This is a genomic window from Streptomyces sp. NBC_01224 (assembly GCF_036002945.1).
Classification (GTDB): Bacteria; Actinomycetota; Actinomycetes; order Streptomycetales; family Streptomycetaceae; genus Streptomyces.
In genome coordinates this window covers 3,733,521-3,759,567 of record NZ_CP108529.1, presented here as the reverse complement: position 1 = coordinate 3,759,567, position 26,047 = coordinate 3,733,521, and the positions used below count along the sequence as shown (strand labels likewise).

Here is a 26,047-nt window from a genome sequence, read left to right as displayed (position 1 = left end):
CGTCTTTTGGAGTCCGCTGACGTAGACTGACTCGTCGGCTCTCGTGCATCCGTGTGTCCACATGTCCACATGTGATGCCGAAAGTCGATCAAGGTAGCCGATTCGAAAGGCGAAGCGTGGCCAAGAAGCAAGGTGCCATCGAAATTGAGGGCACCGTGATCGAGTCCCTCCCGAACGCCATGTTCAAGGTGGAACTCCAGAACGGTCACAAGGTCCTCGCGCACATCAGCGGCAAGATGCGGATGCACTACATCCGAATCCTTCCGGATGACCGGGTCGTCGTGGAGCTCTCTCCGTACGACCTGACGCGTGGCCGGATCGTCTACCGCTACAAGTAGATCTTGCCCGCACCCCGCTTCGGCGTGGTGATGGCACTGACCCGGAGAACCTGACATCCCATGAAGGTCAAGCCGAGCGTCAAGAAGATCTGCGACAAGTGCAAGGTGATCCGCCGTCACGGTCGGGTCATGGTCATCTGCGACAACCTGCGCCACAAGCAGCGCCAGGGCTGACGCACGACCCCCTGCATCTCGCAGCACTTCGCGCGACGCACGTAATACGTACATACGCAGAGTCCGTCCAAGCTTCGGCTGACGACACCTCCGGCGGGGGCCGGGGACCCGGGCGTACCACCTCTCGTCACGAGAGGTCGGCGATCGGGAGTGGCACTGCGGAAGACCCCCGAAATAACAACTGGAGCCATTGAATGGCACGCGTTTCAGGTGTTGACATCCCGCGCGAAAAGCGCGTGGAGGTTGCCCTCACCTACGTCTTCGGTATCGGGCGCACCCGGTCCAAGGAGATTCTCGCCACCACCGGCGTGAACCCCAACACGCGCGTTCGCGACCTGGCCGAAGAGGACCTGGTCAAGATCCGCGAGTACGTGGACGCCAACCTCCGCACCGAGGGTGACCTTCGCCGCGAGATCCAGGGCGACATCCGCCGCAAGATCGAGATCGGCTGCTACCAGGGCATCCGCCACCGTCGCGGTCTGCCGGTCCACGGCCAGCGCACCAGCACGAACGCTCGTACCCGCAAGGGCCCGCGTCGCGCGATCGCCGGTAAGAAGAAGCCGGGCAAGAAGTAGTCCTCAGCGGACGCACTGCGGGCGTCCGGGACACCGGCCATCCGCAGCAACCAGCGGTCTTCGCTGTAGGACCGATCACCTCCCCTCTCCATCTGGAGTCAAGACATGCCCCCCAAGGGTCGTCAGGGCGCAGCCAAGAAGGTGCGTCGCAAGGAAAAGAAGAACGTCGCTCACGGCCACGCGCACATCAAGAGCACGTTCAACAACACGATCGTCTCGATCACGGACCCCTCGGGCAACGTGATCTCCTGGGCCTCCGCCGGCCACGTCGGCTTCAAGGGCTCGCGCAAGTCCACCCCCTTCGCCGCGCAGATGGCCGCCGAGTCGGCCGCCCGCCGCGCGCAGGAGCACGGCATGCGCAAGGTTGACGTCTTCGTCAAGGGTCCGGGCTCCGGCCGCGAAACCGCGATCCGTTCGCTCCAGGCCACCGGCCTGGAGGTCGGTTCGATCCAGGACGTCACCCCCACTCCGCACAACGGATGCCGGCCGCCCAAGCGTCGCCGCGTCTGATTCCGTCTGAAGCAACGGAGACAACTGGAAAATGGCGCGATACACCGGGGCCGACTGCAAGCGTTGCCGTCGGGAGAAGCAGAAGCTGTTCCTCAAGGGCAGCAAGTGCGAGAGCGCGAAGTGCCCGATCGAGATCCGTCCTTACCCCCCGGGTGAGCACGGACGCGGGCGCACCAAGGACAGCGAGTACCTTCTTCAGCTTCGTGAGAAGCAGAAGTGCTCGCGTATCTACGGTGTTCTTGAACGACAGTTCGTGAACTACTACAAGGAAGCGAACAAGAAGACCGGCAAGACCGGTGAGAACCTTCTGCGCATCCTTGAGACCCGCCTCGACAACGTGGTCTACCGGGCAGGCTTCGCCAAGTCCCGCGACCACGCCCGTCAGCTGGTGCGTCACGGACACATCGCCGTGAACGGCACGAAGACCGACATTCCGTCGGCCCGCGTAGCTGTGAACGACGTGATCGAGGTTCGCCAGAAGTCCAAGGCCCTGACCCCCTTCCAGGTGGCCCAGGCCGAGGCCGGCGAGCGCACCGTACCGGCGTGGCTCGAAGCCGTGCCGTCGACGATGCGGATCCTCGTGCACTCCCTGCCCGAGCGCCAGGTGATCGACACCCAGGTGCAGGAGCAGCTGATCGTCGAGCTCTACTCCAAGTAGTAGCTCGTGGGTCCGGGCGGTACGGCTCTTTCGGGTCGTGCCGCCCGTACCCTTGTCAGTATCTGGGGGCGTCAAATAGTGGGCGCCCACGACTGAAGGAACGCAACATGCTTATCGCTCAGCGTCCGTCGCTGACCGAAGAGGTCGTTGACGAGTTCCGCTCCCGGTTCGTCATCGAGCCGCTGGAGCCGGGCTTCGGCTACACCCTCGGCAACTCTCTTCGCCGTACGCTCCTCTCCTCGATCCCCGGTGCTGCTGTCACCAGCATCCGGATCGACGGTGTCCTGCACGAGTTCACCACCGTGCCGGGCGTCAAGGAGGACGTCACCGACCTCATCCTCAACATCAAGCAGCTGGTCGTCTCCTCGGAGCACGACGAGCCGGTCGTGATGTACCTGCGCAAGCAGGGTCCCGGCCTGGTCACCGCTGCTGACATCGCCCCGCCGGCCGGTGTCGAGGTCCACAACCCGGACCTGGTCCTGGCCACGCTGAACGGCAAGGGCAAGCTGGAGATGGAGCTGACCGTCGAGCGCGGTCGCGGCTACGTCTCCGCCGTCCAGAACAAGCAGGTGGGCCAGGAGATCGGCCGTATCCCGGTCGACTCCATCTACTCGCCGGTGCTCAAGGTCACGTACAAGGTCGAGGCGACCCGTGTCGAGCAGCGCACCGACTTCGACAAGCTGATCGTCGACGTCGAGACCAAGCAGGCCATGCGTCCCCGTGACGCCATGGCTTCGGCCGGTAAGACCCTGGTCGAGCTGTTCGGTCTGGCGCGCGAGCTCAACATCGACGCCGAGGGCATCGACATGGGCCCGTCCCCGACGGACGCCGCGCTCGCTGCCGATCTGGCGCTGCCGATCGAGGAGCTCGAGCTCACGGTCCGTTCGTACAACTGCCTCAAGCGTGAGGGCATCCACTCCGTGGGTGAGCTCGTGGCTCGTTCCGAGGCCGACCTGCTCGACATCCGCAACTTCGGTGCGAAGTCGATCGACGAGGTCAAGGCGAAGCTGGCCGGTATGGGCCTGGCGCTCAAGGACAGCCCGCCCGGATTCGACCCGACGGCCGCGGCCGACGCCTTCGGCGCCGACGACGACGCGGACGCCGGTTTCGTGGAGACCGAGCAGTACTAGTACGCCTCCGGCTGGGGTACCCGGGTCTGCTGGGTGCCCCGGACCGGGTGAGGCTTTGTCCTCGAACGCCGGACGGGCTCAGCTTTGGCCGATGACCGGCTTCGTCTGCCGGATTGATTTCCCGATCGGCTCTTGATCTTCCGTGTGGCGTCCGCCGCACGGGAACTGACACCGGTACCTGATACGGCCGGTGCAGCACACAAGGAGAAAAACCATGCCGAAGCCCGCCAAGGGTGCCCGTCTGGGCGGCAGCGCTGCGCACGAGAAGCTTCTTCTCATCAACCTTGCGAAGGCGCTGTTCGAGCACGGCCGCATCACCACGACCGAGGCCAAGGCCCGCCGCCTGCGTCCGGTCGCCGAGCGTTTCATCACCAAGGCGAAGAAGGGCGACATCCACAACCGTCGCCTGGTGCTGCAGTCGATCACGGACAAGGGCATCGTGCACACGCTCTTCACCGAGATCGCCCCGCGGTACGAGAACCGCCCCGGTGGTTACACCCGCATCACCAAGATCGGCAACCGTCGTGGCGACAACGCCCCGATGGCCGTCATCGAGCTGGTCGAGGCGCTGACCGTGGCCCAGCAGGCCACCGGTGAGGCCGAGGCCGCGACCAAGCGTGCGGTCAAGGAAGACGCCCTCAAGAAGGACGAGGCCCCGGCCGAGTCCGCCGAGGTCGTCGAGGACGCCAAGCCGGCCGAGGCCGACGCGGAGTCCAAGGACGCCTGAGCGTTCTGAGACCACTGGACGGGCCCGCATCACCCTTCGGGGCGGTGCGGGCCCGTTCCGTATGTACTGGCAGAAAAGGATCCTTCGGTGAGTGACGAGGTAGAGCCCGGCTTCGTGCGGGTGCGGCTGGACCTGGCGTACGACGGCAAGGACTTCTCCGGCTGGGCCAAGCAGACCGGCAGGCGGACCGTCCAGGGGGAGATCGAGGATGCGCTGCGGACCGTGACGCGGTCCTCGCGGACGTACGACCTGACCGTCGCCGGGCGCACCGATGCCGGGGTGCATGCCCGGGGCCAGGTCGCCCATGTCGATCTGCCGGACGAGGTGTGGTCCGAACACGCGGACAAGCTGCTGCGGCGGATGGCCGGACGGATGGCGCCCGATGTACGGATCTGGCGGATTGCGGAGGCTCCGGCCGGGTTCAATGCCCGGTTCTCGGCGCTGTGGCGTCGCTACGCGTACCGGGTCGCCGATCGTCCCGGTGGGGTGGATCCGCTGTTGCGCGGTCATGTGCTGTGGCACGACCGGCCGTTGGACGTCGACGCCATGAACGAGGCGGCGGCCCGGATGGTCGGGGAGCACGACTTCGCGGCGTACTGCAAGAAGCGCGAGGGTGCGACGACCATCCGTACGCTGCAGAAGCTGAGTTGGGTACGGGACGAGCCGTCCGGGATCATGACGGCGACCGTGCAGGCCGATGCGTTCTGCCACAACATGGTGCGGGCGCTGATCGGGGCGGCGCTGTTCGTCGGGGACGGGCGCCGTCCGGCCGAGTGGCCCGCACAGGTGCTGGCGGCGCGGCTGCGGAATCCCGGCGTGCATGTGGTGCGTCCCCATGGGCTGACGCTGGAGGAAGTGGCCTACCCGGCCGACGAGTTGCTGGCCGCCCGCTCCAAGGAGGCGCGCAATGTGCGCACGCTCCCCGGGAGCGGCTGCTGCTGAGAGCCGCGGGCGGGATTCCCGTTCACTCAGGGGCCGGTGCCGTTCCGCCACCGGCCCCGCGGCGCTGTCGCCAGGCGCCCGTCAGCCGGGCCGCCACGTACAGGGCCGAGATCGTGACCACCGTCGCGCCGACCGGGCTGACGCCGGAACCCAGCCAGCCGCGGACCGCGGACGCCGTGAACAGCAGCAGGGCCGGGACGCGGACCAGCCACCAGCGTGGTGAGCGGGGCTCATGGCTGTCCGGGGACGAAGGATGTTCGCCGTCCTCGGTGGTCATCGTGGACCGCATGCCGGCCAGCAGGCCGCGGCGGGTGAGGACCCGGGCGTCGGGGAAGGTGTCGAGGACTTCCGGGCGGTCGCCGAAGCCCGGGGGCAGCGGGGGCAGGGACAGGGCCGCCAGGAGGTCGGACTGGTGGCGGGGCGGGTTGCCCGTGGAGCGGAGGATGTGGGTCAGCGGGCGGGGGTCGGCGAGGGCGAAGGCTCGGGACAGGGCTTCGGCCGTGGCGGTGACCGTGGCGTGGTCGGGGGCCGGGGACGTGGCGTTCCACTCGTGGGTGGCCAGGGGCCTGCCCTTGAGGAACAGGGTGAGCCCGCAGCGTTCGGGCATGCGGCGCAGGACCAGCGTGGGCCACTTCTCGCCGGTGGTGAAGTTGTCGGCCGCCGTGGTCAGCGGGTCCTCCGTGGAGAGGACCGAGCGTTTGGCGGGCCGGGCTTCCGGGACGGCCTCGACGTAGGTGTGCGTGGCGGTTGCCGGGGCAGTGCGTAGCGAGACGCCGCACATCAGTGCTGCCTGTGCCACGTCCGCCGGGCGGGCCGCCGCTATCGCGACCGCGCACGGAGCGCCCGGCGCCCAGGCAGGGGTCGTGCGGGGCTGCGGGGGACGGCCGAAGAACGGGGTCCGCGTCGCCACGTGGATACGGACGCCCGAGCGGGTCTCCAGGAACTCCTGGCGCGGGTCGTCGCCGAAGTACCCCCAGGGGTACTTGGTGGCATGGACACCGATACTGCGGAACGCGTCCAGCGCTTCGTCCCAGCGCTCCGTACGCAGCAGCATCAGGGCCAGGTGGTTGCGGAAGCCGGCCGCCTCGTGGCTGCCCGGTTCGTACGCGGCCGAGAGGTCCAGTGCGCGGGCGACCGCCGCCGCGACGCGGGGCGCGTACGGGTCGGGGCCGGCGGGTGTGCCGGGGGAGGGGGACACGACCACGTACTCCAGCGCCGCGGACAGCGGCAGCGCGTGCAGCTTCGAACCGGGCGGGGCCGTATCGGCCGCGCTCTCGGCGAAGCCGAACATCTCCTCGTGCGAACCCCACCACTTCGCGCACAGGTACTGGAGGGCCGCGGCATGGCATCCGTAGTGGTGCGGGTCGCGTGCCAGGGCCTGCGCCCAGTACTCGTCGAAGACATCGCGCGGGGCCTGGCTGCCCCTGGCGTGGGTCAGGGCGATGCGCCACGGCACGGGGTCGGCGGGGTTGAGCCCGGCCGCCCTGCCGATCACCGGGGCCGCGTCCTCCAGCAGCGCGAAGAAGGCCCGGAACTGCTCGCGCGAGACATGCTTGGCGCGTTCTGCCGTACGTATTTCCCAGGCCCGGTCGATACAGAGGTCCGCCCGGACCAGAGCCGCGTCCGGGTCCTCGGGGGATTCGGCCAGCCAGGCGTCCAGCCAGCCGGGGTTGTGCAGGGCGGCCTCGGCGAGACGGGACACGTAACCGTCCCTCAGCTCCCACTGCTTGTGCTCACGGGTCGCGGCGAGCAGTTCGCGAGCGGGGCCGTGGTCGCCCTCCGTGGCCGAGGTCAGGGCGGTACGGAGTGCGGCGTCCGGAGCGTCGACGACCACGGCCTCGTCCGGCGGCAGATCGGCGCCGATGGCCGCGCTGTGGCGCAGTACGCGGGGCAGGGTGAGGAGGAACGGAAGGCGCACGAGATCCCCGGGCCGTGTCAGGCGGCGGGTGCGGTGGCCGCCGCCGATGCCTGGAGCTCGCCGCGGTGGTGGATCTGACGGAACGTGAAGTTCGTCAGGTCGTCACCGGTGGCGAAGGCGTTCTTGTCGGCCTTGGTGACGTTCTTGCCGCTGGTGTACCCGGTGATGGCGAAGTAGGCGTAGCGGCCGTAGGAGTTGGCGGTACGGCGGCAGACCGATCCGGCGGGGCAGAAGGCCGGCACACCCGCGCCGCTGAGTGTGGCGATGCTGCCGCTCGACTGCTGGGCCGCCTTCTTCGCCTGGGCTTCCGTCTCGAAGACCGCGAGGCCGACGGTGACGGCGATGCCGTCCTTGCTGTACGTGGCCCGGATGACCTGGTCGCAGCCGTTGTTGACGAGGATCGAGCCGAGCGCGTCCTTGGTGGTGGCGGCGCAGTTCTTCGTCTGCTGCGTCGCGCCCCTGGCGTAGACGCGGTCGCCCATCGTCAGCTTCTTGCCGGGGAAGAACGCATCGACGGTGATCGGCGCCTTGTCCTTCTTGACGTCGGATATGTAGTCCTTCGGGTCCGGCGGGGGCGGTGGTGCCACCGAGGAGAAGGACGGCTCGGGCTCGGCGGTGTTGTGCGGCAGGTCGGTCGGTGCCGGCAGCTCGCTCGCGTTCTTGCCGGAGCCGGTGGCGCTGTTGCTGTTGTTGGTCGAGATGACCGCTGCCGCCACGATGGCGCCGACCGCAGCGGTGGCGAGCACGCCGCCGCCGATCAGCAGCCACTTCTTGCGGCGGCTGCGCGCGGCGGACTCGTCGGCCAGCGCTGCCCAGTCCGGACTCTGTGTGCCCCCGGGCCCCCAGGAGGGCCCCCCTTGCCCAAAGCTCATGCGGCGAATCCTAGACGGAACATAAACCGGTTGGGCCAGGGCTTCGCGGCCCGTGACAATGCTGTGCATGGGACATCTTGAAGCAGGCCATCTGGAGTACTACCTACCGGACGGGCGGGTGCTGCTCGGCGATGCTTCGTTCCGGGTCGCGGACGGGGCAGTGGTCGCCCTCGTGGGGGCGAACGGCGCCGGAAAGACCACGTTGCTGCGGCTGCTCGCCGGGGAGCTCCAGCCGCACGGCGGGTCCGTGTCGGTGAGCGGCGGGCTCGGGGTGATGCAGCAGTTCGTGGGCTCCGTGCGGGACGACCGTACGGTCCGGGATCTGCTGGTCTCCGTCGCCCAGCCCCGTATCCGGGAAGCGGCTCTGGCGGTCGACAAGGCCGAGGAGCTGATCCTCACCGTCGACGACGAGGCCGCGCAGATGAAGTACGCGCAGGCCCTGAGCGACTGGGCGGAGGCCCGCGGGTACGAGGCCGAGACGGTGTGGGACATGTGCACCATGGCCGCGCTCGGTGTCCCGTACGAGAAGGCGCAGTGGCGCGAGGTGCGCACACTGTCCGGTGGTGAGCAGAAGCGGCTGGTGCTGGAGGCGCTGCTGCGCGGGCCGGACGAGGTGCTGCTGCTCGACGAGCCGGACAACTATCTCGACGTCCCCGGAAAGCGGTGGCTGGAGGAGAAGCTGAAGGAGACCCGCAAGACGGTCCTCTTCGTCTCCCACGACCGGGAGCTGCTGTCCAGGGCCGCCGAGAAGATCGTCAGCGTCGAGCCGAGCCCGGCCGGCAGCGACGTGTGGGTGCACGGCGCCGGTTTCGATACGTACCACCAGGCCCGCAAGGACCGGTTCGCGCGGTTCGAGGAGCTGCTGCGCCGCTGGGAGGAGGAGCACGCCCGGCTGAAGGCGCTGGTCCACCGGCTTCGGCAGCAGGCGGCGATCAGCCCCGACATGGCGTCGCGCTACCGGGCCATGCAGACCCGCTTCAAGAAGTTCGAGGACGCGGGACCCCCGCCGGAGCCGCCGCGCGAGCAGGACATCAAGATGCGGCTGCGCGGTGGCCGGACCGGCGTACGGGCGATGACCTGCAAGGGGCTGGAGCTGACCGGGCTCATGAAGCCGTTCGACCTGGAGATCTTCTACGGGGAGCGGGTCGCCGTCCTCGGCTCGAACGGCTCCGGGAAGTCGCACTTCCTGCGGCTGCTCGCGGGCGAGCCGGTGGCGCACACGGGGGAGTGGAAGCTCGGGGCGCGCGTCGTCCCGGGTCACTTCGCGCAGACGCACGCCCATCCGGAGCTGCTGGGCCACACGCTCGTCGAGATCCTGTGGACCGAGCACGCCAAGGACCGCGGCGGGGCGATGTCCGTGCTGCGGCGGTACGAGCTGGAGCGGCAGGGGGACCAGCCGTTCGAGAAGCTGTCCGGCGGGCAGCAGGCGCGGTTCCAGATCCTGCTCCTGGAGCTGGCCGGCACGACGGCACTGCTGCTGGACGAGCCGACGGACAACCTGGACCTGGAGTCGGCCGAGGCCCTGCAGGACGGTCTTGAGGTGTACGAGGGGACGGTGATGGCCGTCACGCACGACCGCTGGTTCGCGAAGTCCTTCGACCGGTATCTGGTGTTCGGCTCGGACGGCGTCGTACGGGAGACGACGGAGCCGGTGTGGGACGAGCGGCGGGTGGAACGGGCCCGGTGACGCGGTTGCTCCACGGTCCGGGGTGCGCCTTGTCCGGGTGGGTGGGGGTGGTGCCCCTCCGGGGAGTCTTCCCGGAGGGACCCCGGAGGGGCACACGACGGCCCAAGGCGCACCCCCGCGGGGAACCCGCACCAACCAGCCCGTCCGGCGATTGAGGACGGAACCCCGGCAGCGGGGCCGGCCAGGCCGGGGAACCCCGCTGCCGCCCGCCCGAGGGCCACGCGTTTTGACCCGTCCGGGGCGGGGCGGGTAGTCTCGTTGATTGTTATGCGTATTGGCTTCGTCGTTCTCACGCGTAGGGCCCTTACGTAGGTTCTCTGGAGCAGTTACCAGTGGCTCGCATACGGGCAGCGTCCCCGGCATTGTGAGCCCCAGCTGCATGATCGCTTCAGAGGTGTCATGTGTCTGGACCCCATCCACTGAAGAAGCGAAGGCTACGAAGTGCGTACGTACAGCCCCAAGCCCGGCGATGTGACGCGCCAGTGGCACATCATTGACGCGCAGGACATCGTCCTGGGCCGTCTGGCCACCACGGCTGCGAACCTCCTCCGCGGCAAGCACAAGGCGATTTACGCCCCCCACATGGACATGGGCGACTTCGTCATCATCATCAACGCCGAGAAGGTTCACCTCTCCGGCAACAAGAAGACCCAGAAGATGGCGTACCGCCACTCCGGGTTCCCGGGTGGTCTCCGCTCCGTCCGTTACGACGAGCTGCTCGCCAAGAGCCCCGAGAAGGCTGTCGAGAAGGCCATCAAGGGCATGATCCCCAAGAACAGCCTGGGCCGTCAGATGCTCTCGAAGCTCAAGGTCTACGCGGGCGACCAGCACCCGCACGCTGCTCAGCAGCCGGTCCCGTTCGAGATCACCCAGGTCGCGCAGTAGTTCCGGCCTCCCCCTAAGACCAAAAGAAAGATCTGAGGAGAATCGTGGCCGAGACCACTGTTGAGAACCCCGTCGAGGGCACCGAGGGCGAAGAGGTTTTCGCCGAGGTGACCACCTTCGAGTCCGAGGTTCCCGTCGAGGGCGAGTACACCAGCGAGTCGCTGGCTTCCCGCTTCGGCGACCCGCAGCCCGCCGCCGGCCTTGGCCGTCGGAAGAACGCCATCGCCCGCGTCCGGATCGTTCCGGGCACCGGCAAGTGGAAGATCAACGGTCGCACCCTTGAGGACTACTTCCCCAACAAGGTGCACCAGCAGGAAGTCAACGAGCCCTTCAAGGTGCTCGAGCTCGACAACCGCTACGACGTCATCGCCCGCATCTCGGGTGGCGGCGTCTCGGGTCAGGCCGGCGCCCTGCGCCTCGGTGTGGCCCGTGCGCTGAACGAGGCGGACGTGGACAACAACCGCGCCCCGCTGAAGAAGGCCGGCTTCCTCTCCCGCGACGACCGTGCGGTCGAGCGCAAGAAGGCCGGTCTCAAGAAGGCCCGTAAGGCCCCGCAGTACAGCAAGCGCTAAACCGCCTGCTTATCTGCTTTACACGTTCGCCCCGGCGGCACACCTTGTGCTTGCCGGGGCGTTCGTCTATCGGCACCCTCGGGCGTATAACGGCATAAGACGTTCATACGCTCGCATGCGCAGCGTTGTGTTGCGTTGCCCGGCGACCGGACGCGCCGCATCGTGTTGCTGCGTCGCGTCGGTTTGCTTTGGTTTGGTTTGCGGTTTCGGAGCATCTTCGGAGGACACCAGTGGGACGACTCTTCGGCACGGACGGTGTGCGCGGTGTCGCCAATGCGGATCTGACGGCTGAGCTGGCGCTCGGTCTCTCGGTCGCTGCGGCGCATGTGCTGGCCGAGGCGGGCACCTTTGAGGGGCATCGGCCGACAGCCGTGGTGGGACGCGACCCACGTGCGTCCGGAGAGTTCCTGGAGGCCGCCGTCGTGGCAGGCCTCGCCAGTGCGGGCGTGGACGTCCTGCGGGTCGGTGTGCTGCCCACCCCTGCGGTGGCGTACCTCACCGGCGCGCTGGGCGCCGACCTCGGTGTGATGCTCTCCGCCAGCCACAACGCCATGCCGGACAACGGTGTCAAGTTCTTCGCCCGTGGCGGTCACAAGCTCGCCGACGAGCTGGAGGACCGGATCGAGACGGTCTACGAGCAGCACCGCACCGGTGAGCCCTGGGCGCGTCCGACGGGCGGCGGGGTGGGCAGGGTCACCGACTACGCCGAGGGCTTCGACCGGTACGTCGCCCATCTCATCGCCGTCCTCCCGAACCGGCTCGACGGGCTGAAGGTCGTCCTCGACGAGGCACACGGCGCGGCCTCCCGGGTCTCGCCCGAGGCCTTCGCGCGGGCCGGCGCCGAGGTGATCACGATCGGTGCCGATCCGGACGGTCTGAACATCAACGACGGCTGCGGCTCCACCCACCTGGATCTGCTGAAGGCCGCAGTCGTCGAGCACGGCGCCGACCTCGGCATCGCGCACGACGGCGACGCCGACCGCTGCCTCGCCGTGGACGCCACGGGCGCGGAGGTCGACGGCGACCAGATCCTGGCCGTGCTCGCCCTCGCCATGCGCGAGGCCGGGCAACTGCGCAAGGACACCGTGGTCGGCACGGTCATGTCCAACCTCGGCTTCAAGATCGCGATGGAGCGGGAGGGCATCCAGCTCGTCCAGACCGCCGTCGGCGACCGTTACGTACTGGAGTCGATGAAGGCCGAGGGCTACGCGCTGGGCGGCGAGCAGTCCGGTCATGTCATCGTCCTGGACCACGCCACGACCGGCGACGGCACGCTGACCGGCCTGATGCTGGCGGCCCGGGTCGCGGCCACCGGCCGTACGCTCGCCGAGCTGGCCGGGGTCATGCAGCGGCTGCCCCAGCTGCTGATCAACGTCCCCGACGTCGACAAGTCCCGGGTCGGGACCTCCCCGGAGCTGGCCGCGGCGGTCGCCGAGGCCGAGCGCGAGCTGGGCTTCACCGGGCGCGTACTGCTGCGCCAGTCGGGCACGGAGCCGCTGGTACGGGTCATGGTCGAGGCGGCCGACATCGACCAGGCACGGGCGGTCGCCGAGCGGCTGGCCGATGTGGTGAAGTCCGCACTCGGTTAGGACCTGTCCGGGCCTGGCCGGCCTGTGGTCGGCTGGGCCGGGCTCGATCGGGCCCGCAGTCGGCCGGTGCGGGCTCCGCAGGTCCCGGCTCGGCGGGGCCGTTCGCCGGACCGGACGGGTCCGGTTGTGTCGGCCGCGCCGCTCGCTATTCGCCGGACAGGCTCGCAACACAGCCCGTCCGGCGGCGGTGCGCCGCCCACAGGGCCTTCTGGACCAGCAGCGTCAACGTTCCCGCGACCACGATCCCGCCGAGGTTCGCCAGCAGCTGGGCCGTGGAGCCCGACATCTGGCTGTAGTCGCTGTAGCTGAATGCCACCGCCGCATTGGCCGCGGCCGGCACGGTGGTCACCGAGATGGCGACGCCGATCAGCGCACCGGACTTCGCCGAGGTGAGCGAGAGCGTCCCGGCGATCCCGGCCAGGAACGCCACCACGAACGACATCGCGTCCGGCTTCCAGATGAACGCCGTGTTGGGCCGGGCCGCCTCGATCATCGAGCGGTTGAACAGCCCGAAGGCGTCCATCAGCCAGGCGAACCCGGCGGTCAGTATCATCGCGACGGCGAAGCCGCCGATCAGCGCCACCAGCGACCGCCACACCAGTCGCGGAGCGCGCTGCACCAGGGCCGTGGAGATCCCGGCAAGCGGCCCGAACTCCGGACCGACCGCCATCGCGCCCACGATCAGGATCGCGTTGTCGAGCATCACACCGCAGGCGGCGAGCATCGTCGCGACCGCGAGGAACGCCACATAGGTGACGCTGAACGTCGACTCCTCGTGGGTCGCCTCCGTCAGCTCCTCCCACAGCACCGCGTCCGCGCCCTCGCCCGGCGCCTCCTCCTCGGCCTTGTCGGCGTGCGCGGAGAGCGTCAGGTCCATGTTCTCGACGGTGATCGAACCGGACTTGTCGATACCGAGCCTGCGCAGCGCGCTGATCAGCTCGTCGCCCGCCTCGCGGGCCACATCGCACAGCACCACGTCACCCGCCGGGTTACGGGCGACCCCGGACATCACCACGAGATGCGTCGTACCGACGGTGCTCTCCAGCAGGTGCACCACCTCGTCCGTACGGTCGGCGGGGACGATCAGGCGCAGATGCAGCACGCGGCCACTCCCAGGAGGCTCGGAGAATCAGAGTTTGCGCAGTGACAGCCGCTGGACCTTGTGGTCCGGCCCTTTGCGCAGCACCAGAGTGGCACGGCCCCGGGTGGGCGCGACATTCTCCACCAGGTTGGGCTTGTTGATGGTCCGCCACATCGTCGCCGCGTACTCCATGGCCTCCTCCTCGGAGACCTGGGTGTACTTGCGGAAGTACGAGAACGGATTCTGGAACGCCGTCTCGCGCAGTTTCCGGAACCGGTTGAGATACCAGGTCTCGATGTCCTCGGTCCGCGCGTCCACGTACACACTGAAGTCGAAGTAGTCGGCGAGCCCGACCCTGGTCCGCCCGTCCTTTCCGGGCAGCGCGGGCTGAAGCACGTTGAGCCCCTCGACGATCAGGATGTCGGGGCGGCGTACGGTGAGCCGCTCGCCCGGCACGATGTCGTAGATCAGATGCGAGTAGACGGGCGCCGTCACCTCGTCCTTGCCGGCCTTGATATCGGCGACGAAACGGGTCAGGGCACGCCGGTCGTACGACTCGGGGAACCCCTTGCGCGACATCAGCCCGCGCGACTGGAGCTCCTTCATCGGCAGCAGGAACCCGTCCGTGGTGACGAGCTCCACCCGGGGATGCTCGGGCCAGCGGGCCAACAGCGCCTGGAGGATACGGGCGCTGGTGGACTTGCCCACCGCGACACTGCCCGCGACGCCTATGACGAACGGGGTGCCCCGCTGTGCACCGTGCCCGTTGCCCGCGTCCCCGAGGAAGGTGTTCAGGGCGCCGCGCAGGCCCGAGGTGGCCTGGACATAGAGGTTGAGGAGCCGGGAGAGCGGCAGGTAGACGTCCCGTACCTCGTCGAGGTCGATGACGTCGCCGAGCCCGCGCAGTTGCTCCACCTCGTCGGCGGTCAGCGGCAGCGGAGTCTTGTCGCGCAGGGCGCTCCACTCGGCGCGGGACAGGTCGACGTACGGCGTCGACGCGTGCTCGGTGCGTCGGTGGGTGCTCCGTGGCGGCGAAGTGATCACGTGTTCATTGTTGCGGGAGTTTCAACGGAGTGGGGGGTGGGGTCGGTCACGTGGGGGCGGTGCTCGTTCCGGGCTGCCGGGCGTGGTGGTGCGGCCGGTCTCTCGGAGCTGGACATGCGGGCTCCCCCCTGACTGCTGGGCCGACGGGCTGACATCCGGCAGCGACATGATGCACCCGCTGGTACCTGCCGCAGTCGGTGGGGCCGGTGTCCGCACCCCTGTGGCGGACACCGGCCCCGGTTCGCGGCCACTGGTGGCGTCTCAGGGCTTCTCGCCCTTGGCGTCGACGACGGCGGCCCTGACCCGGGCTTCGCTCAGCATGATCTGCCCGGCCTTGAACTTCTCCGACGGAAATCGCACCTTGCCCGCGGAGGACGCGTACTCGTAGTCCTCGGTGACCACGAAGCGCATCCCGGCGTACCTGAAGTCGTGCGGGTCGAGGAGGATCTCCCGCTGTTCGTGGCTGCCGTCCTCCTTCCGGGTGATGGCGATGACCTCGCGTCCGGCGGCGTCCTTCACCAGGTGGTCGGTGACCTGGACACCGGGGACGGTGGCCAGGGCCCGGTAGATCCGAGCGAGGGCGGCCGGTGCGATCGGGTACGCCTCGACCATCAGACCCATCGCGCGGAAGCTGTGCTGGGCCTCGGCCTCGGGCGGGTCCTCGGCGGTGTTGCCGGTCGGGTAGAACGAGCGGACCTTCGCCAGCAGCCGTGCGGGGTCGTCGGGCAGCTCGTTGGCGGCCCGGTAGACCTGACGGGACGTGCGGTAGTCGTCGTCCTTCCCGTTCTTGGCCGCGGCGGAGTTGTCGTACGGGACCCAGTTGTCGGGGTCGTACGTGAAGCGGCCGACGGCCGAGCCCTTCTGGGGCGGCTGGGCCATCACCGTCTTCGTGTAGATCCACTGGTCGTCGCGCGGCTCCGGGGCCGCCTGCTGCTTCTCCAGCGTGTCGGCGGCCCGGTTCAGCACCTCGGCCGGGCTGCTCAGCCGCAGGGTTCCGGTGGCCGCAGCGGGTCCGGAGCGGTCGGGGGCGGCGGCATCGACGAGCTGGGTGCCGAGCACGGCAGCCACGGTGATCGCCGCTGCCGCACCGATCGAGGCGATCCGCCAGTCTGCCTTCAGCCGACGGGCACGGCGGCCCGCGGCGGCGGCCTCGGTGAGCCGCTGCCGACCTGGGGCGAGTGCCGAACGGTCGGGAACGGGGGCGTCCGCGCGCAGCTCGCGCAGCCGGGTCATTTCGTCCATGACGGGGTCAGCTCCATGACGTCGGGCGTGAACGAGGGATCCATGTCGAGCGCTTCACGGACCTTGCGGCGGGCGCGATTGAGCCGGGACCGCACGGTGCCGAGCGGGATGCCCAGCGCCTCGGCGACCTCCTGGTATCCGAGGTCGGCCCAGGCGACGAGCAGCAGCACATGGCGGTCGCCGGGCGAGAGCGAGGCGAGCGCCCCGGCCAGCGGCGCCTGTGCGGCGATCCGGTCGTCGGAACGGTCGCTCCAGGACGCGGCCACCGGATCCTGCCCCGTACGGGCCAGGGCCCGCAGCCCCCTCTCCTCGCTGCGCCGCTGCTTGCCGATGAGATTCGCGGCGATGCCGTACAGCCACGGGCGGGCGTTGCGATGCGTGCCGTCGTAACGGCGCCGGGAGCGGAAGGCGATGAGAAAGGTCTCCGCCGTGATGTCGTCCGCCGCGCCCTCCCCGAGGCGGCGGGCGGCATAGCGGTGGATGTCCGGGGCGTGGCGGTCGTAGAGCCCGGCGAAGATCTCGGGATGCTCCAGCGACTGCGCGACGACCTCGGCATCGTCGTCGGGGCTGGCTGGTGGTCCGGTCACATCGGCTCCTGGGGGCTCGGCGGGTGAGCGTGTCACCCCTTGTTGCCCGCAGGGCGCGGAAAGGTTCACAGGATACGGAGAGCCTTGGTGCGACGCCGTCACCTCACCATCAGCACCGCTTTCCCCCGCACCTGTCGGGCCCACAGGTCCGTGATGACGTCGGTGGTACGCGACCGGTCCCGGACCGAGCCGATCTCCGGATGCAGCCGGCCCGGCCCGCCGTCGGCACGACCGAACCGGCGAAGGAGGCCCCGCTCGTCCACCCGTGCGAGACGGACCCCCGGCCACCACGACGCGATCGTCGGCATCCTCACCCGCGCCGGAATCACTCCGAAGCTTCTGCGGCGGCAACTGTCCTTCGACACCGGCCACACCCCTGTGGCATGCGGCGAGGCGGCCGCGGTCGTCGGCGGCGTCGAGCGTGCCCGCCGGGCTGGAGTGGCGGCAACTGACCCCGGCAGCCGCGATCGAGATCCACCTCCTGACCAGGGGCCGGGCTGGACGCCCCGCCGTCGCCCACCTGCTGCGCACCGCAGCCGATACGGCCCGCACGGGAGACTGGCTCCGATCGCCGGACACGACGGCCACAGCTACGCCGTGAGCGGCAACCTGCCCTCGCAGTCGGGGCAGTTGCCAACGGGAGACGGGGCGCGCGAGGGGGCGTCAATCTGCCGGGTATCCATCGGGGCGGAGTTCGTCACGTACGCCTCCAGCAACTGACCACCGCGCCCACGAACGCCCGCCCCGTTCCCCTTCCTCCTGGGGGAGCGGGGCGGTCACGGTGCCGACTGTCAGTGGTCGCCTCCGCACCGGGTGGATGCGGCGACCGTGGGTGGGATCGGCTCGTGGTTCGAGTCAGCCGGCCCGGAGCAGGGCGTGCAGCTCGGCGGTGTCGATGATGTGGGCCCGTGAGGGGAAAACTTGATGGAGCAGGACGTTGTGGACTTCGGTGTCCGGGTCGGCGACGCCGTCGGACAGGACGTAGAGCTGGTAGTCGCGGTCGGCCGCGTCGATGACGGTGGACAGGACGACGCCGCTGGTACTGATGCCGGAGACGACCAGAGTGGTGATGCCGCGCTCGCGCAGCTGCTGGTCGAGGTCGGTGGTGGACATGCCGCCGTAGCGGATCTTGCGCACGACGATGTCGCCGTCCTGGGGAGCCAGGCGCTCGTGGATGGCAGCGGCAGGGTCCTCATGGTGCATGACGCGGTGTTGGGCCAGCGGGGCGAAAGACTTGTTGATGGCCGGGATCGCGTCCCAGTCGGCCTCGGTGAAGCCGACGCGTACGTAGGCGATGGTGCCGCCGTTTGCACGAACGTCGGCGATGGCTCCTTCCACGCGACCGAGCAGGGCTTCGCAGTCCCCGCCTTCGGACAGAGGGGCCAGGATCGCGGGCTGGTAGTCCATGACGAGAAGAGCGGTGTGCGCGGGGTCAAGTGCGGGGGCAGTGCTCACGCGGGTGTTCTCCTTGCTGGTGGTGTGCCTGGTCGACGCGGACGCGTACCGGCGCGGACCAGCTGCAGCCTGCGGGCTTCAGCGGCGAGTTGCGGGGTGTCATGAGCGGCTACGGGGCAGTTCCGGCTCGTGCTGCGACGTCTGGTCGTGTCGGGGAAGCAGGAGCGGGGTGGTCAGGATGAGCAGTCCCGCGACCACGAGAGCGGTGCGTGGGCTGGTGACGTCGGCGAGCAGTCCGCCGAGCGCGGTGAGGACGGCGATGGACGCCTGCTGGCCGATCGACCAGGCCGACAGGGTGCGGGCGACGAGATGCTTGGGGGTGTGTTCGAGCCGGTATGTGGCGAGCACCGGGGTGTACAGGCTCATGTTGACGATGATCGCCAGCTCGACAGCTATCACGGTGACGAGGCCGACGACGCCGGGACGGACGAAGGCCAGGCCGATCAGCCAGATGGCGCGCAGTGTGCCGACGGTCCGGAAGACCCAGTGCCGGCCGTAGCGGGCCACGACACGGCGGGCCAGCCGCGAGCCGATGAGTCCGCCGACGCAGGGAGCGGCGAAGGCGAGGCCGTACTGCCAGGGCGGGAACCCGAGCTGGCGAAGCAGGAGCACGGCCAGCAGCGGCTCGGTGGCCATGATCAGACCGGCGACGACCATTTGGTTGAGGTAGAGCGCCCGCAAGCCGGGATGACCCATGATGTGTCGCCAGCCGTCAAGCAATGCGCCCGCCCGGGCCGGGCTTCTGTCGGTTGGTTGCGGCGCTTCTTCCCGGCCGCGGATCGCGGTGAGGCACAGCGCAGAGAGCAGGTAGCTGAGCGCGTCGACCACCACGGTGATGACCGGCCCGAACAGGCCGATCGCCGCCCCGCCCAGCGGTGGCCCGACTGCGATGGAGCTCCAGTTCGTGGACTCGAACCGCGCGTTGGCCACGAGCAGGTCATCCGGCCGGACGAGGGCCTTGAGGTAGGCGCCGCTCGCCGCGTTGAAGGCGATCTTGGCTGCGGCGACCACGGCCGAGATCACGAGCAGCTGGACGAAACTGAGCAAACCGAAGGCGTAGGCGACCGGGACCGTCGCCATGACCGCAAACCGGGTCAGGTCCATCGCGATCATGACCAGGCGCTTGCGCCGGAACTCCACCCACGGCGCGAGTGGCACCGCGATCAGCGCGCCCACCGCAGGCCCCACCGCGGACAGCGCGGACACCTCAGCGGGGCCGGCATGCAACGCCAGCACGGCGATCAGCGGCAATGCCCCGAACCCCAGCCCGGACCCATAAGCGCTCACCGCATATGCCGCCCACAGCCAGCCGAACTGCCGGCCCAACGGTGTCCTGCCCACCATGCTCAGCGCGCCCCCTTGATGTCCCACCCGAACAAACTGACATTGACCGGTGAGAGCTAAGCGAGCAGCACGACAGCAGGTCAAACAACTGCACTGCCAGTCATTCACAACCATCGGTTGTTCACTCAGGTGGATCGGTGTGGATCTCGAAGCAGTCCGTACCTTCGTCGCCGTCGCGGAAGCGGGCCAGTTCCAGAAAGCCGCCGCCGACCTGTCGATCACCAGCAGGCCCACGGCCTACGCCGCATCCCGGTGACCGACCCGACGCCCGTCTACCCGCACTCGCTCCTCTGGCGCCGCGACAACCCCCACCCACCCTCCGCGCCCACCTCGCCGCCACAGCGGCCGGCCACGACGGGGCTGGGCGATTCCGCGCTGAACGCCGCCATCACTCAGCTGCGCGCCGACGGGTGCGACGTCCGGGACGAGGGCGTCGCCCGCGTACGTCCGACTGCCGGGCAGGCCCCCGGGGCCGCGCCGACAGGAGCGTGAGGCCCGGCCCCGCCCGAGGCGGCAGGGTGCCGCGCCCGGAACGACGTGCGCGGCCCGCCGGTCCCCACGATTCCGATTTGCGGCTCGGGCGTCCGGCCGCACGCTGGATCGGGGGGCCCGGCAGCACACCCGAGAGGACAGCACGCATGCCCACGGTGACCACACGTGACGGTGTCGACATCTTCTACAAGGACTGGGGCCGCGGCCGCCCCGTCGTCTTCATCCATGGCTGGCCCCTGAGCGGGGACGCCTGGCAGGACCAGCTCAAAGCGGTCGCGGACAACGGGTTCCGCGGCATCGCCCACGACCGTCGCGGTCACGGCGGCTCCACCCCGGTCTGGGACGGCTACGACTTCGACACCTTCGCGGACGACCTCAACGACCTGATCACCCAACTGGACCTGCGGGACGTCACGCTGGTCGCGCACTCGATGGGCGGCGGCGAACTCGCCCGCTACATCGGCCGCCACGGCACCGACCGGATCAGGTCCGCGGTGCTGCTCTCGGCGATCTGTCCGCTGATGCTCCAGGGCCCCGACAACCCCGAGGGCGTACCGCAGTCGGTCTTCGACGACATCAAGAACGGCATCCTCGCCGAGCGTTCGCAGTTCTGGAAGGACACCGCGGTCGCCTTCTTCGGTGCCAACCGCGACGGCAACAAGGTCACACAGGGCAACCAGGACGCTTTCTGGTACATGGCCATGGCCGAGACCATCGAGGGCGGCGTCGCCTGTGTCGACGCCTTCGCCGCCACGGACTTCCACGAAGACCTGAAGAAGTTCGACATCCCCACGCTCGTCGTGCACGGTGACGACGACCAGATCGTCCCCATCGACGCCACGGGCCGCAAGACCGCCCAACTCATCCAGGACGCGACCCTCAAGGTGTACGAAGGCGGCCCCCACGGCATCGCCGTTGTCCCGGGCTACAAGGAGAGGTTCAACAAGGACCTCCTGGAGTTCCTCAAGCGCTGAACCACAGGGGGTGTCCCGTACGCGGCAGGGTTCGCCGAATTCGTCGGCAATCTTTTCGAGTCCTGCCGATATGCAGTGAAGCGTGGCGGCGGCAAGGGCCACATCACGCCGAATAAGCGGGGCGCCGTGCGGAGCGGCCGGATGGTGACGGGTGGAGACCCGCCGCGCCGTGATTCCGGGGGCCGGGGTCCGCCCGGGGCGTTGATCGCGTCGCGCGGGCGGGCAGGAGAAGTTTCTGTCCACAGAGGCAGATCCCGTCGTTACGGGCGCACGCGCGCCCGTACGGCCCCGTTCTTGTCGCCTGGGCGGGGCCGCTTCGCCGTTCTTCCGGTTGGCTGAAAACGGGCTCCCCGCGCGGTGGTGTCGCAGTGAAAAGTGAGCACGGGAGAGCCGAACAGGCGCTCAGGTATTCCAATCATTTGTTCGCTTCACTGACCCTTTGGGGGCACACATGCGCACCGAAATGATTATCGCCAACGACATCGCCGCCGACCTGGACCTCGACCTCCGCATCTCGGAGGTCTCCGACGAGACCCAGGAGTTCGGCGCCGGTACGTACTCCTCGCCGAGCAGCTACGCGATCGGCACCCGTTGTCCCATCTGCTGCTGACGCAGCACACGCGTCGGCCCGACCGGCGCGGGACCCGGCTGAAGTGAGGCGAGGCGAAGCGGGCTCAGCCCGCTTCGCCTCGCCGTACCACCGCATCGCTTTCCCGTACCGCCGCACCATGGGGGGCTGCCGACGTGCGACCAGACCTGGAACCGGACCTGGACCTCTTCGAGGTCCGCGAGCCGGTGCTCGTGCGGATGGCGAGTGCGCCGCGCGACCGCGCCGAACCCCGCATCGACCCCGACGACCCCGTTCCGGGGCTCCGTCGCCTGGCCGACGACCCGCTGCTCCGCCAGGCCGTCGAGGTCGCCAGCGGCAGTCTCTCCCTCAGCCTCCAGCGCCTCGCCACCGCCGAGGGTGCCGCCGCCCTCGGCCGGAAGCGGACCCTCAGTGCGGCCAGGACCCTCACCCGGTACGCGCGCCGCGCCGGCGGCCGGCCCACCCCCTTCGGCCTGTTCGCGGGCGTCGGCCGGGCCGCCTTCGGCCCCGGCACCGAGGCCGCGCTCACCGGCCCCGGCGAGGTGTCGGTCCGACTCGACGGCCTCTGGCTGCACCGCCGGGTGCTCGACTGGCTCGCCGTCCCCGAGGTCCGCCGCCGGACCGATGTCGTCCTGAACGACCTGTGCGTCCGGCGCGACGGCCGGATCACCCTGCACACCGGCGAGCGCGAGATCTCGGTCCGGGACAACGCCCTCGTCGCCGTCGTTCGCGAGGCCGCCGCGCGGCCCGTCCCGTACGGGGCACTCGTCGACGACCTGAGCGCCCGCTTCCCCTCCGTCGAGCAGGGCCGCATCGACGGCCTCCTCGCGGGTCTCGTCCAGCACGGCCTCCTGCTCACCTCCCTCACGCCGTACCGCATCGACGCCGAACTCCTCGACCGCATCGAGGCCGCCGTCGACGGGGTCGTACCGGGCGCCGCCGAAGGACTGCGCGCCGTCCGCGCCGCCGCCGCCACCCACGAGGCGGACCCGCCCGGCCGGGGCCGGGACTCCTGGCGCGCGCTGCTCGCGGCCGTCCGCACCCTGGACGGCGACGACGCGGACAGCGGCCGACGGCCCCCCGTCCATGTGGACCTGCGGATGCCCGCCGACATCGTGCTGCCGGAGACGATCGGCGAGGAGGTGCGCCGCTACGCCGCCGCGATCTGGGCGATGACCCCGGAGTGGACCACGCTCGCGTACCTGCGGGACTACCGCGACCGGTTCATCGAGCGGTACGGAACCGCCTCCGCCGTCCCGCTCGCCGACCTCGTCGACCCGCACCGCGGCCTCGGTCTGCCGCCCGAGTACGGCACCCCCGCGCCCGCCCACCCACGCGTCGGCCCCGGCGAGGACGCCGACCGCCCCCGCCGCGCCGCGATCGCCGAACTCACCCAGCAGGCCATCCTCGACGGCGGCGACATCGAACTCACCGACGCCGACGTGGCGCGCCTGGCCAAGGCCGTCGGCCAAACCCCAGGGGGCCGCGCGCCGCGCACCCTCGAACTCTGCTTCCAGATCCTCGCCGACAGCCAGGAGGCCATCGACCGGGGTGAGTTCCTGCTCCTGGGCAGTCCGCACATCGGCTCCTGGACGGCCGGCGCGACCGCGGGCCGCTTCGCCGCCGTCGCCGGTCTCACCGACGAACTCGCCGAGCTGGCCGCGGGCCCCGCCCCCGGACCAGCCGACGAGGACGTGCTCGTGGCCCAGGTCGACATCATGCCGACCGACCCGCGCTCGCTGAACATCGTGCAGGTGCCGCCGCTGCTGCCGTACCGCATACCGGTCGGCGTCGCCGACGACCGCGGCGACCCGCACTGCCTGGACTGGCGGACCCTCCTCGTCGCCGCGGGCGAGGACGGGCTGCGGCTGCTGCACGGGCCGACCGGCCGCCAGGTCGTCCCCGTCTTCCCGCACATGCTGGCCCTCGACGCTCAGGCCCCGCCCGTCGCCCGCTTCCTCTCCGACCTCGCCGCGGCCCGGCCCCGGGTCTGGTCCGGCTGGGACTGGGCGGGGCTCGACGTCCTCCCGTACCTCCCGCGCGTCCGCTACGGCCGTGTGCTGACCTCGCCGCGCCGCTGGCTCGCGGGGCGCCGGCTGATGGATGCGGCACGCTCGGGGAGCACGTCCGTATGGGAGGAGGGGCTGCGCGAGTGGCGCCGCCGGGGCCGGGTACCCGATCGGATCCAGATCGCCCGCAACGACCAGATGTTCCCGATCGACCTGCGCGAGCCGTGGGACCAGGGGCTGCTGCGCGCCGAACTGACCGCCAGGGAACCCCGGTTCCAGCTGTACGAGGACCTCACCGCGGACGGTGCCGGGCTCGGCTGGAATTCCGGGTACAGCACCGAGATCGTCGTCCCGCTCGTCCGCGCCGCGCGTACCCCGGCGGCCGAAGCGCCGGGAGAGGCCGCACCGGCGCTCGCCAAGTCCCCGCTCCGGTACGCGCCCACGGCGTTCCACCTGCCCGGCGAGGACTGGCTGACCGTCAAGCTGTACGCCGAGCAGACCGCCCACGACACCCTGCTCGCCGAACACCTGCCCGCGCTGCTGGCCGACATCGACGCGGACATCGACCGGTGGTTCTTCCTGCGCTACCGCGACCCCGACCCGCATCTGCGGATCCGTCTCCACGGCGACCCGGCCGCACTGAACGGACGGGTCCTGCCCGCCGTCGCCCGGCACGTGCGGCGCCTGGCCGAATCAGGCGCGGTACGGGGGATGACGGTGGACGCGTACCGCCCGGAGACCGACCGCTACCTCGGCCGCGCCGCACAGGAGGCCGTCGAGGGACTCTTTCTGACGGACAGTCAGTCGGCGTTGGTCCAGCTCCGGGCGCGCCGCGCCGGGGCGGCGGCCGTGCCCGACGACGTCCTCGCGGCCGCCGGGCACGCGGTGCTGCTGGACTCGCTCGGCGACTGGGACTGGTGCGCCTGGGCGGTCCACATGTTCACCAAGGGCCCCGACCACGAGGTCTACCAGCGCCATCGCGCCCTGGCCGACCGGCTGATCTGCCCCGGAGACATCCCCGGCGACACCGCCCGGCACGCCGCGGCCGAACTCCGTGTCCCCGCGCTCGCGGAGCTGTGGGCGGACGCGCCCGAACCGGCGGCCTACGGAAAGCTGGTGCTGGCCGCCTCGGAGGCCGACCGCGACGAGGCCGTGCTGTCGCTGCTGCACATGCGGCACAACCGGCTGTTCGGCATCGACCAGGCGGCGGAGGCCCGCGCCTACGCGGTCCTGCGCGGAGCCGCCCGAACCGGTATCGCCCGCCGCGAACACGTGGCCCGTTCCACCGCCGCAGCCGTCAGGAGCGCCCGATGACCACCCCCGACCGAACCGAACTGCGCGAGCGCGCCGGACAGGTCTCGGAGCAGATCCTCGACCGGCTGGCCGACCCCGCCACCACCGTGGCCGCGACCCGGATCCCGGCCGAGGCCAACGACACCGGCGAGACCGAGGCCATCTGGGCCGAGATGACCCTCGGCAGCGGCAGCCCCGGACTGGCCATCGCCTTCAGCGGCGCCACCCGTCCCGGCGCCGACCGCACCGCCCGCGCGCACGGGTACCTCGCGGCCGCCACCTCGGCCGCGGCCCTCGGGGACACCACCCCGAGCGGCATCTTCAAGGGGCCGGGGGCCCTCGCCTTCGCCGTCCTGATCGCCCACCGCACCACGGGTGGCTACGTCTCCGCGCTCCAGCGGCTCGACGGATACCAGCGGGACCTGGTCCGCAGCGCGCTGCCCGCCGTCCCGGAGAACTCCCCGCTGCCCACCATCGGGCACTACGAAGTGGTGCGCGGGATGACAGGGGTGGGCCGTTACCTGCTGGCCCGCGCCGAGACCTGCGGCGAGGAACTGGAGACCACACTCGCCTACCTGACCCGCCTCTCGCTGGGCGAGGTGGAGCATCGCGGCCACAAGGTGCCGCGGTGGTGGGCCCTGGACGCGCCCCGGATCGGCTCGGAGGACCAGCTGCCCGACGGCCACCTCAACCTCGGGATCTCGCACGGGGTCGCCGGGCCGCTCGCCCTGCTGTCGCTCGCCTGGCGGCAGGGCATCCGCGTACCGGACCAGCGGGAGGCCATCGAGTCGTCCGTCGAACTGCTCACCCGGTGGGCGGTGCGCGACGAGCACGGGCTGTACTGGCCCCCGTACCTGAGCCTCACCGAGTGGCTGGCCGGACCCGACGCCTTCGCCGCCCCCGCCGGACGGCCCGCCTGGTGCTACGGCGCCCCCGCGGTCTCCCGCGCGCTGCAACTGGCCGGGCTGGCGCTGGGCCGCGCGGACTGGGCCGGCACGGCGAAGGCGTCCGTGGAGCGGCTGCTGACGCTGACCCCGGACCGGTGGGACATCGACGACAACGCGCTGTGCCACGGCTGGGCGGGGGCCCTGCACCAGCTCGGGCGGCTCAACGAGCACTTCGGCGACGGCCGGATCGAAGAGGTCCGGGACCGGATCGCTGCCCCGCTGGTCGACGCCTTCGACCCGGAGCTGCCCTTCGGCTACCGCTTCACCATGACGAAGGTGCCGTACGGGTCGGACGTCTCCGGATACCTCGACGGGGCGGCGGGCCTGGCCTTGGCCCTCGACGCGTACTCCGCGGGGGGCTCCCCCTCGGACTGGGACATGCCGCTGCTGCTGGCCTGAGACGACGTGGTGCC

Annotated in this window: 26 protein-coding genes and 1 pseudogene; 18 read left to right on the top strand and 9 right to left on the bottom strand. The window is 70.1% G+C overall.

From position 1 onward, the window contains the following. Positions 1-116: 116 nt before the first annotated feature. The 8 genes from infA (at position 117) to truA (ending at position 5,054) form a co-directional block, all read left to right on the top strand. Positions 117-338, top strand: a complete 222-nt coding sequence (gene infA, locus OG609_RS16310) for a translation initiation factor IF-1 (RefSeq protein WP_003956442.1) — start codon at positions 117-119, stop codon at positions 336-338. Positions 339-398: 60 nt separating this feature from the next. After that, entirely contained in the window at positions 399-512 is a 114-nt protein-coding gene (gene rpmJ, locus OG609_RS16305; RefSeq protein WP_003956441.1) for a 50S ribosomal protein L36, read from the top strand. 194 nt (positions 513-706) lie between these two features. Beyond that, the gene (gene rpsM, locus OG609_RS16300) at positions 707-1,087 is read left to right on the top strand and encodes a 30S ribosomal protein S13 (protein ID WP_014047799.1); all 381 of its coding nucleotides are present in this window, start codon (positions 707-709) and stop codon (positions 1,085-1,087) included. Positions 1,088-1,192: 105 nt separating this feature from the next. Continuing rightward, on the top strand, positions 1,193-1,597 hold the full coding sequence (gene rpsK, locus OG609_RS16295; RefSeq protein WP_003956432.1) for a 30S ribosomal protein S11: 405 nt from the start codon (positions 1,193-1,195) through the stop codon (positions 1,595-1,597). A gap of 31 nt (positions 1,598-1,628) precedes the next feature. Beyond that, positions 1,629-2,255 (top strand): 30S ribosomal protein S4, encoded by a 627-nt coding sequence (gene rpsD / locus OG609_RS16290; protein WP_327273497.1) that lies wholly within the window; start codon positions 1,629-1,631, stop codon positions 2,253-2,255. A 107-nt stretch (positions 2,256-2,362) separates the two neighbouring features. Continuing rightward, positions 2,363-3,385 carry a DNA-directed RNA polymerase subunit alpha gene (locus OG609_RS16285; RefSeq protein ID WP_003966937.1) on the top strand — a complete coding sequence of 341 codons (1,023 nt, stop codon included), beginning with the start codon at positions 2,363-2,365 and terminating at the stop codon, positions 3,383-3,385. Positions 3,386-3,599: 214 nt separating this feature from the next. Continuing rightward, a complete protein-coding gene (gene rplQ / locus OG609_RS16280) occupies positions 3,600-4,112 on the top strand; it encodes a 50S ribosomal protein L17 (RefSeq protein WP_327273496.1) in 513 nt (170 codons plus the stop codon). Positions 4,113-4,199: 87 nt separating this feature from the next. Beyond that, a complete protein-coding gene (gene truA / locus OG609_RS16275) occupies positions 4,200-5,054 on the top strand; it encodes a tRNA pseudouridine(38-40) synthase TruA (RefSeq protein ID WP_327273495.1) in 855 nt (284 codons plus the stop codon). Positions 5,055-5,076: 22 nt separating this feature from the next. Here the strand turns inward: truA and OG609_RS16270 are convergent, their stop codons facing one another. Then, positions 5,077-6,972: a hypothetical protein gene (locus OG609_RS16270; protein WP_327273494.1), complete on the bottom strand. Its 1,896-nt coding sequence runs from the start codon at positions 6,970-6,972 to the stop codon at positions 5,077-5,079. 17 nt (positions 6,973-6,989) lie between these two features. Then, complete coding sequence (locus tag OG609_RS16265) at positions 6,990-7,844, bottom strand: hypothetical protein (RefSeq protein WP_327273493.1); 855 nt, start codon at positions 7,842-7,844, stop codon at positions 6,990-6,992. A 58-nt stretch (positions 7,845-7,902) separates the two neighbouring features. Here OG609_RS16265 and OG609_RS16260 point away from each other — a divergent pair, with 58 nt between their 5' ends. From OG609_RS16260 to glmM, 4 genes are all read left to right on the top strand, one after another. Further along, positions 7,903-9,531, top strand: coding sequence for an ABC-F family ATP-binding cassette domain-containing protein (locus tag OG609_RS16260; protein ID WP_327278074.1), 1,629 nt, complete (start codon positions 7,903-7,905; stop codon positions 9,529-9,531). A 441-nt stretch (positions 9,532-9,972) separates the two neighbouring features. Continuing rightward, entirely contained in the window at positions 9,973-10,416 is a 444-nt protein-coding gene (gene rplM / locus OG609_RS16255; protein ID WP_072486702.1) for a 50S ribosomal protein L13, read from the top strand. 44 nt (positions 10,417-10,460) lie between these two features. Further along, positions 10,461-10,988 (top strand): 30S ribosomal protein S9, encoded by a 528-nt coding sequence (gene rpsI / locus OG609_RS16250; protein WP_030914197.1) that lies wholly within the window; start codon positions 10,461-10,463, stop codon positions 10,986-10,988. A gap of 230 nt (positions 10,989-11,218) precedes the next feature. Beyond that, on the top strand, positions 11,219-12,577 hold the full coding sequence (glmM, locus tag OG609_RS16245; protein ID WP_327273492.1) for a phosphoglucosamine mutase: 1,359 nt from the start codon (positions 11,219-11,221) through the stop codon (positions 12,575-12,577). A 145-nt stretch (positions 12,578-12,722) separates the two neighbouring features. On the opposite strand, the gene OG609_RS16240 is transcribed toward glmM, so the two are convergent. The 7 genes from OG609_RS16240 to OG609_RS16210 form a co-directional block, all read right to left on the bottom strand. After that, positions 12,723-13,679 (bottom strand): DUF389 domain-containing protein, encoded by a 957-nt coding sequence (locus OG609_RS16240; protein WP_327273491.1) that lies wholly within the window; start codon positions 13,677-13,679, stop codon positions 12,723-12,725. Positions 13,680-13,706: 27 nt separating this feature from the next. Continuing rightward, complete coding sequence (gene coaA, locus OG609_RS16235; protein WP_327273490.1) at positions 13,707-14,702, bottom strand: type I pantothenate kinase; 996 nt, start codon at positions 14,700-14,702, stop codon at positions 13,707-13,709. A gap of 261 nt (positions 14,703-14,963) precedes the next feature. Next, positions 14,964-15,944 (bottom strand): CU044_5270 family protein, encoded by a 981-nt coding sequence (locus OG609_RS16230; protein ID WP_327273489.1) that lies wholly within the window; start codon positions 15,942-15,944, stop codon positions 14,964-14,966. Next, positions 15,932-16,531 carry an RNA polymerase sigma factor gene (locus tag OG609_RS16225; RefSeq protein WP_327273488.1) on the bottom strand — a complete coding sequence of 200 codons (600 nt, stop codon included), beginning with the start codon at positions 16,529-16,531 and terminating at the stop codon, positions 15,932-15,934. The genes OG609_RS16230 and OG609_RS16225 overlap by 13 nt, the downstream gene beginning before the upstream one ends. A gap of 98 nt (positions 16,532-16,629) precedes the next feature. Next, positions 16,630-16,839 carry a hypothetical protein gene (locus tag OG609_RS16220; RefSeq protein ID WP_327273487.1) on the bottom strand — a complete coding sequence of 70 codons (210 nt, stop codon included), beginning with the start codon at positions 16,837-16,839 and terminating at the stop codon, positions 16,630-16,632. Positions 16,840-17,386: 547 nt separating this feature from the next. Further along, on the bottom strand, positions 17,387-17,986 hold the full coding sequence (locus OG609_RS16215; RefSeq protein ID WP_327273486.1) for a cysteine hydrolase family protein: 600 nt from the start codon (positions 17,984-17,986) through the stop codon (positions 17,387-17,389). A 99-nt stretch (positions 17,987-18,085) separates the two neighbouring features. Then, the gene (locus tag OG609_RS16210; protein WP_327273485.1) at positions 18,086-19,330 is read right to left on the bottom strand and encodes an MFS transporter; all 1,245 of its coding nucleotides are present in this window, start codon (positions 19,328-19,330) and stop codon (positions 18,086-18,088) included. A 139-nt stretch (positions 19,331-19,469) separates the two neighbouring features. Here OG609_RS16210 and OG609_RS16205 point away from each other — a divergent pair, with 139 nt between their 5' ends. The 6 genes and pseudogenes from OG609_RS16205 (at position 19,470) to OG609_RS16180 (ending at position 26,033) form a co-directional block, all read left to right on the top strand. Beyond that, positions 19,470-19,586, top strand: coding sequence for a LysR family transcriptional regulator (locus OG609_RS16205; protein ID WP_327278411.1), 117 nt, complete (start codon positions 19,470-19,472; stop codon positions 19,584-19,586). Then, positions 19,562-19,695, top strand: a pseudogene (locus OG609_RS16200) (LysR family transcriptional regulator); the annotation flags it as partial. The gene OG609_RS16205 and the pseudogene OG609_RS16200, both read left to right, overlap by 25 nt. Positions 19,696-19,968: 273 nt before the next feature. Then, positions 19,969-20,796 carry an alpha/beta fold hydrolase gene (locus tag OG609_RS16195; RefSeq protein WP_327278073.1) on the top strand — a complete coding sequence of 276 codons (828 nt, stop codon included), beginning with the start codon at positions 19,969-19,971 and terminating at the stop codon, positions 20,794-20,796. A gap of 451 nt (positions 20,797-21,247) precedes the next feature. Beyond that, a complete protein-coding gene (gene lanA, locus OG609_RS16190; RefSeq protein WP_327273484.1) occupies positions 21,248-21,406 on the top strand; it encodes an SCO0268 family class II lanthipeptide in 159 nt (52 codons plus the stop codon). A gap of 197 nt (positions 21,407-21,603) precedes the next feature. Beyond that, a complete protein-coding gene (locus tag OG609_RS16185) occupies positions 21,604-24,708 on the top strand; it encodes a lantibiotic dehydratase (protein WP_327278072.1) in 3,105 nt (1,034 codons plus the stop codon). Then, the gene (locus tag OG609_RS16180; RefSeq protein WP_327273483.1) at positions 24,705-26,033 is read left to right on the top strand and encodes a lanthionine synthetase C family protein; all 1,329 of its coding nucleotides are present in this window, start codon (positions 24,705-24,707) and stop codon (positions 26,031-26,033) included. The genes OG609_RS16185 and OG609_RS16180 overlap by 4 nt, the downstream gene beginning before the upstream one ends. The last annotated feature ends 14 nt before the right edge of the window (positions 26,034-26,047 follow it).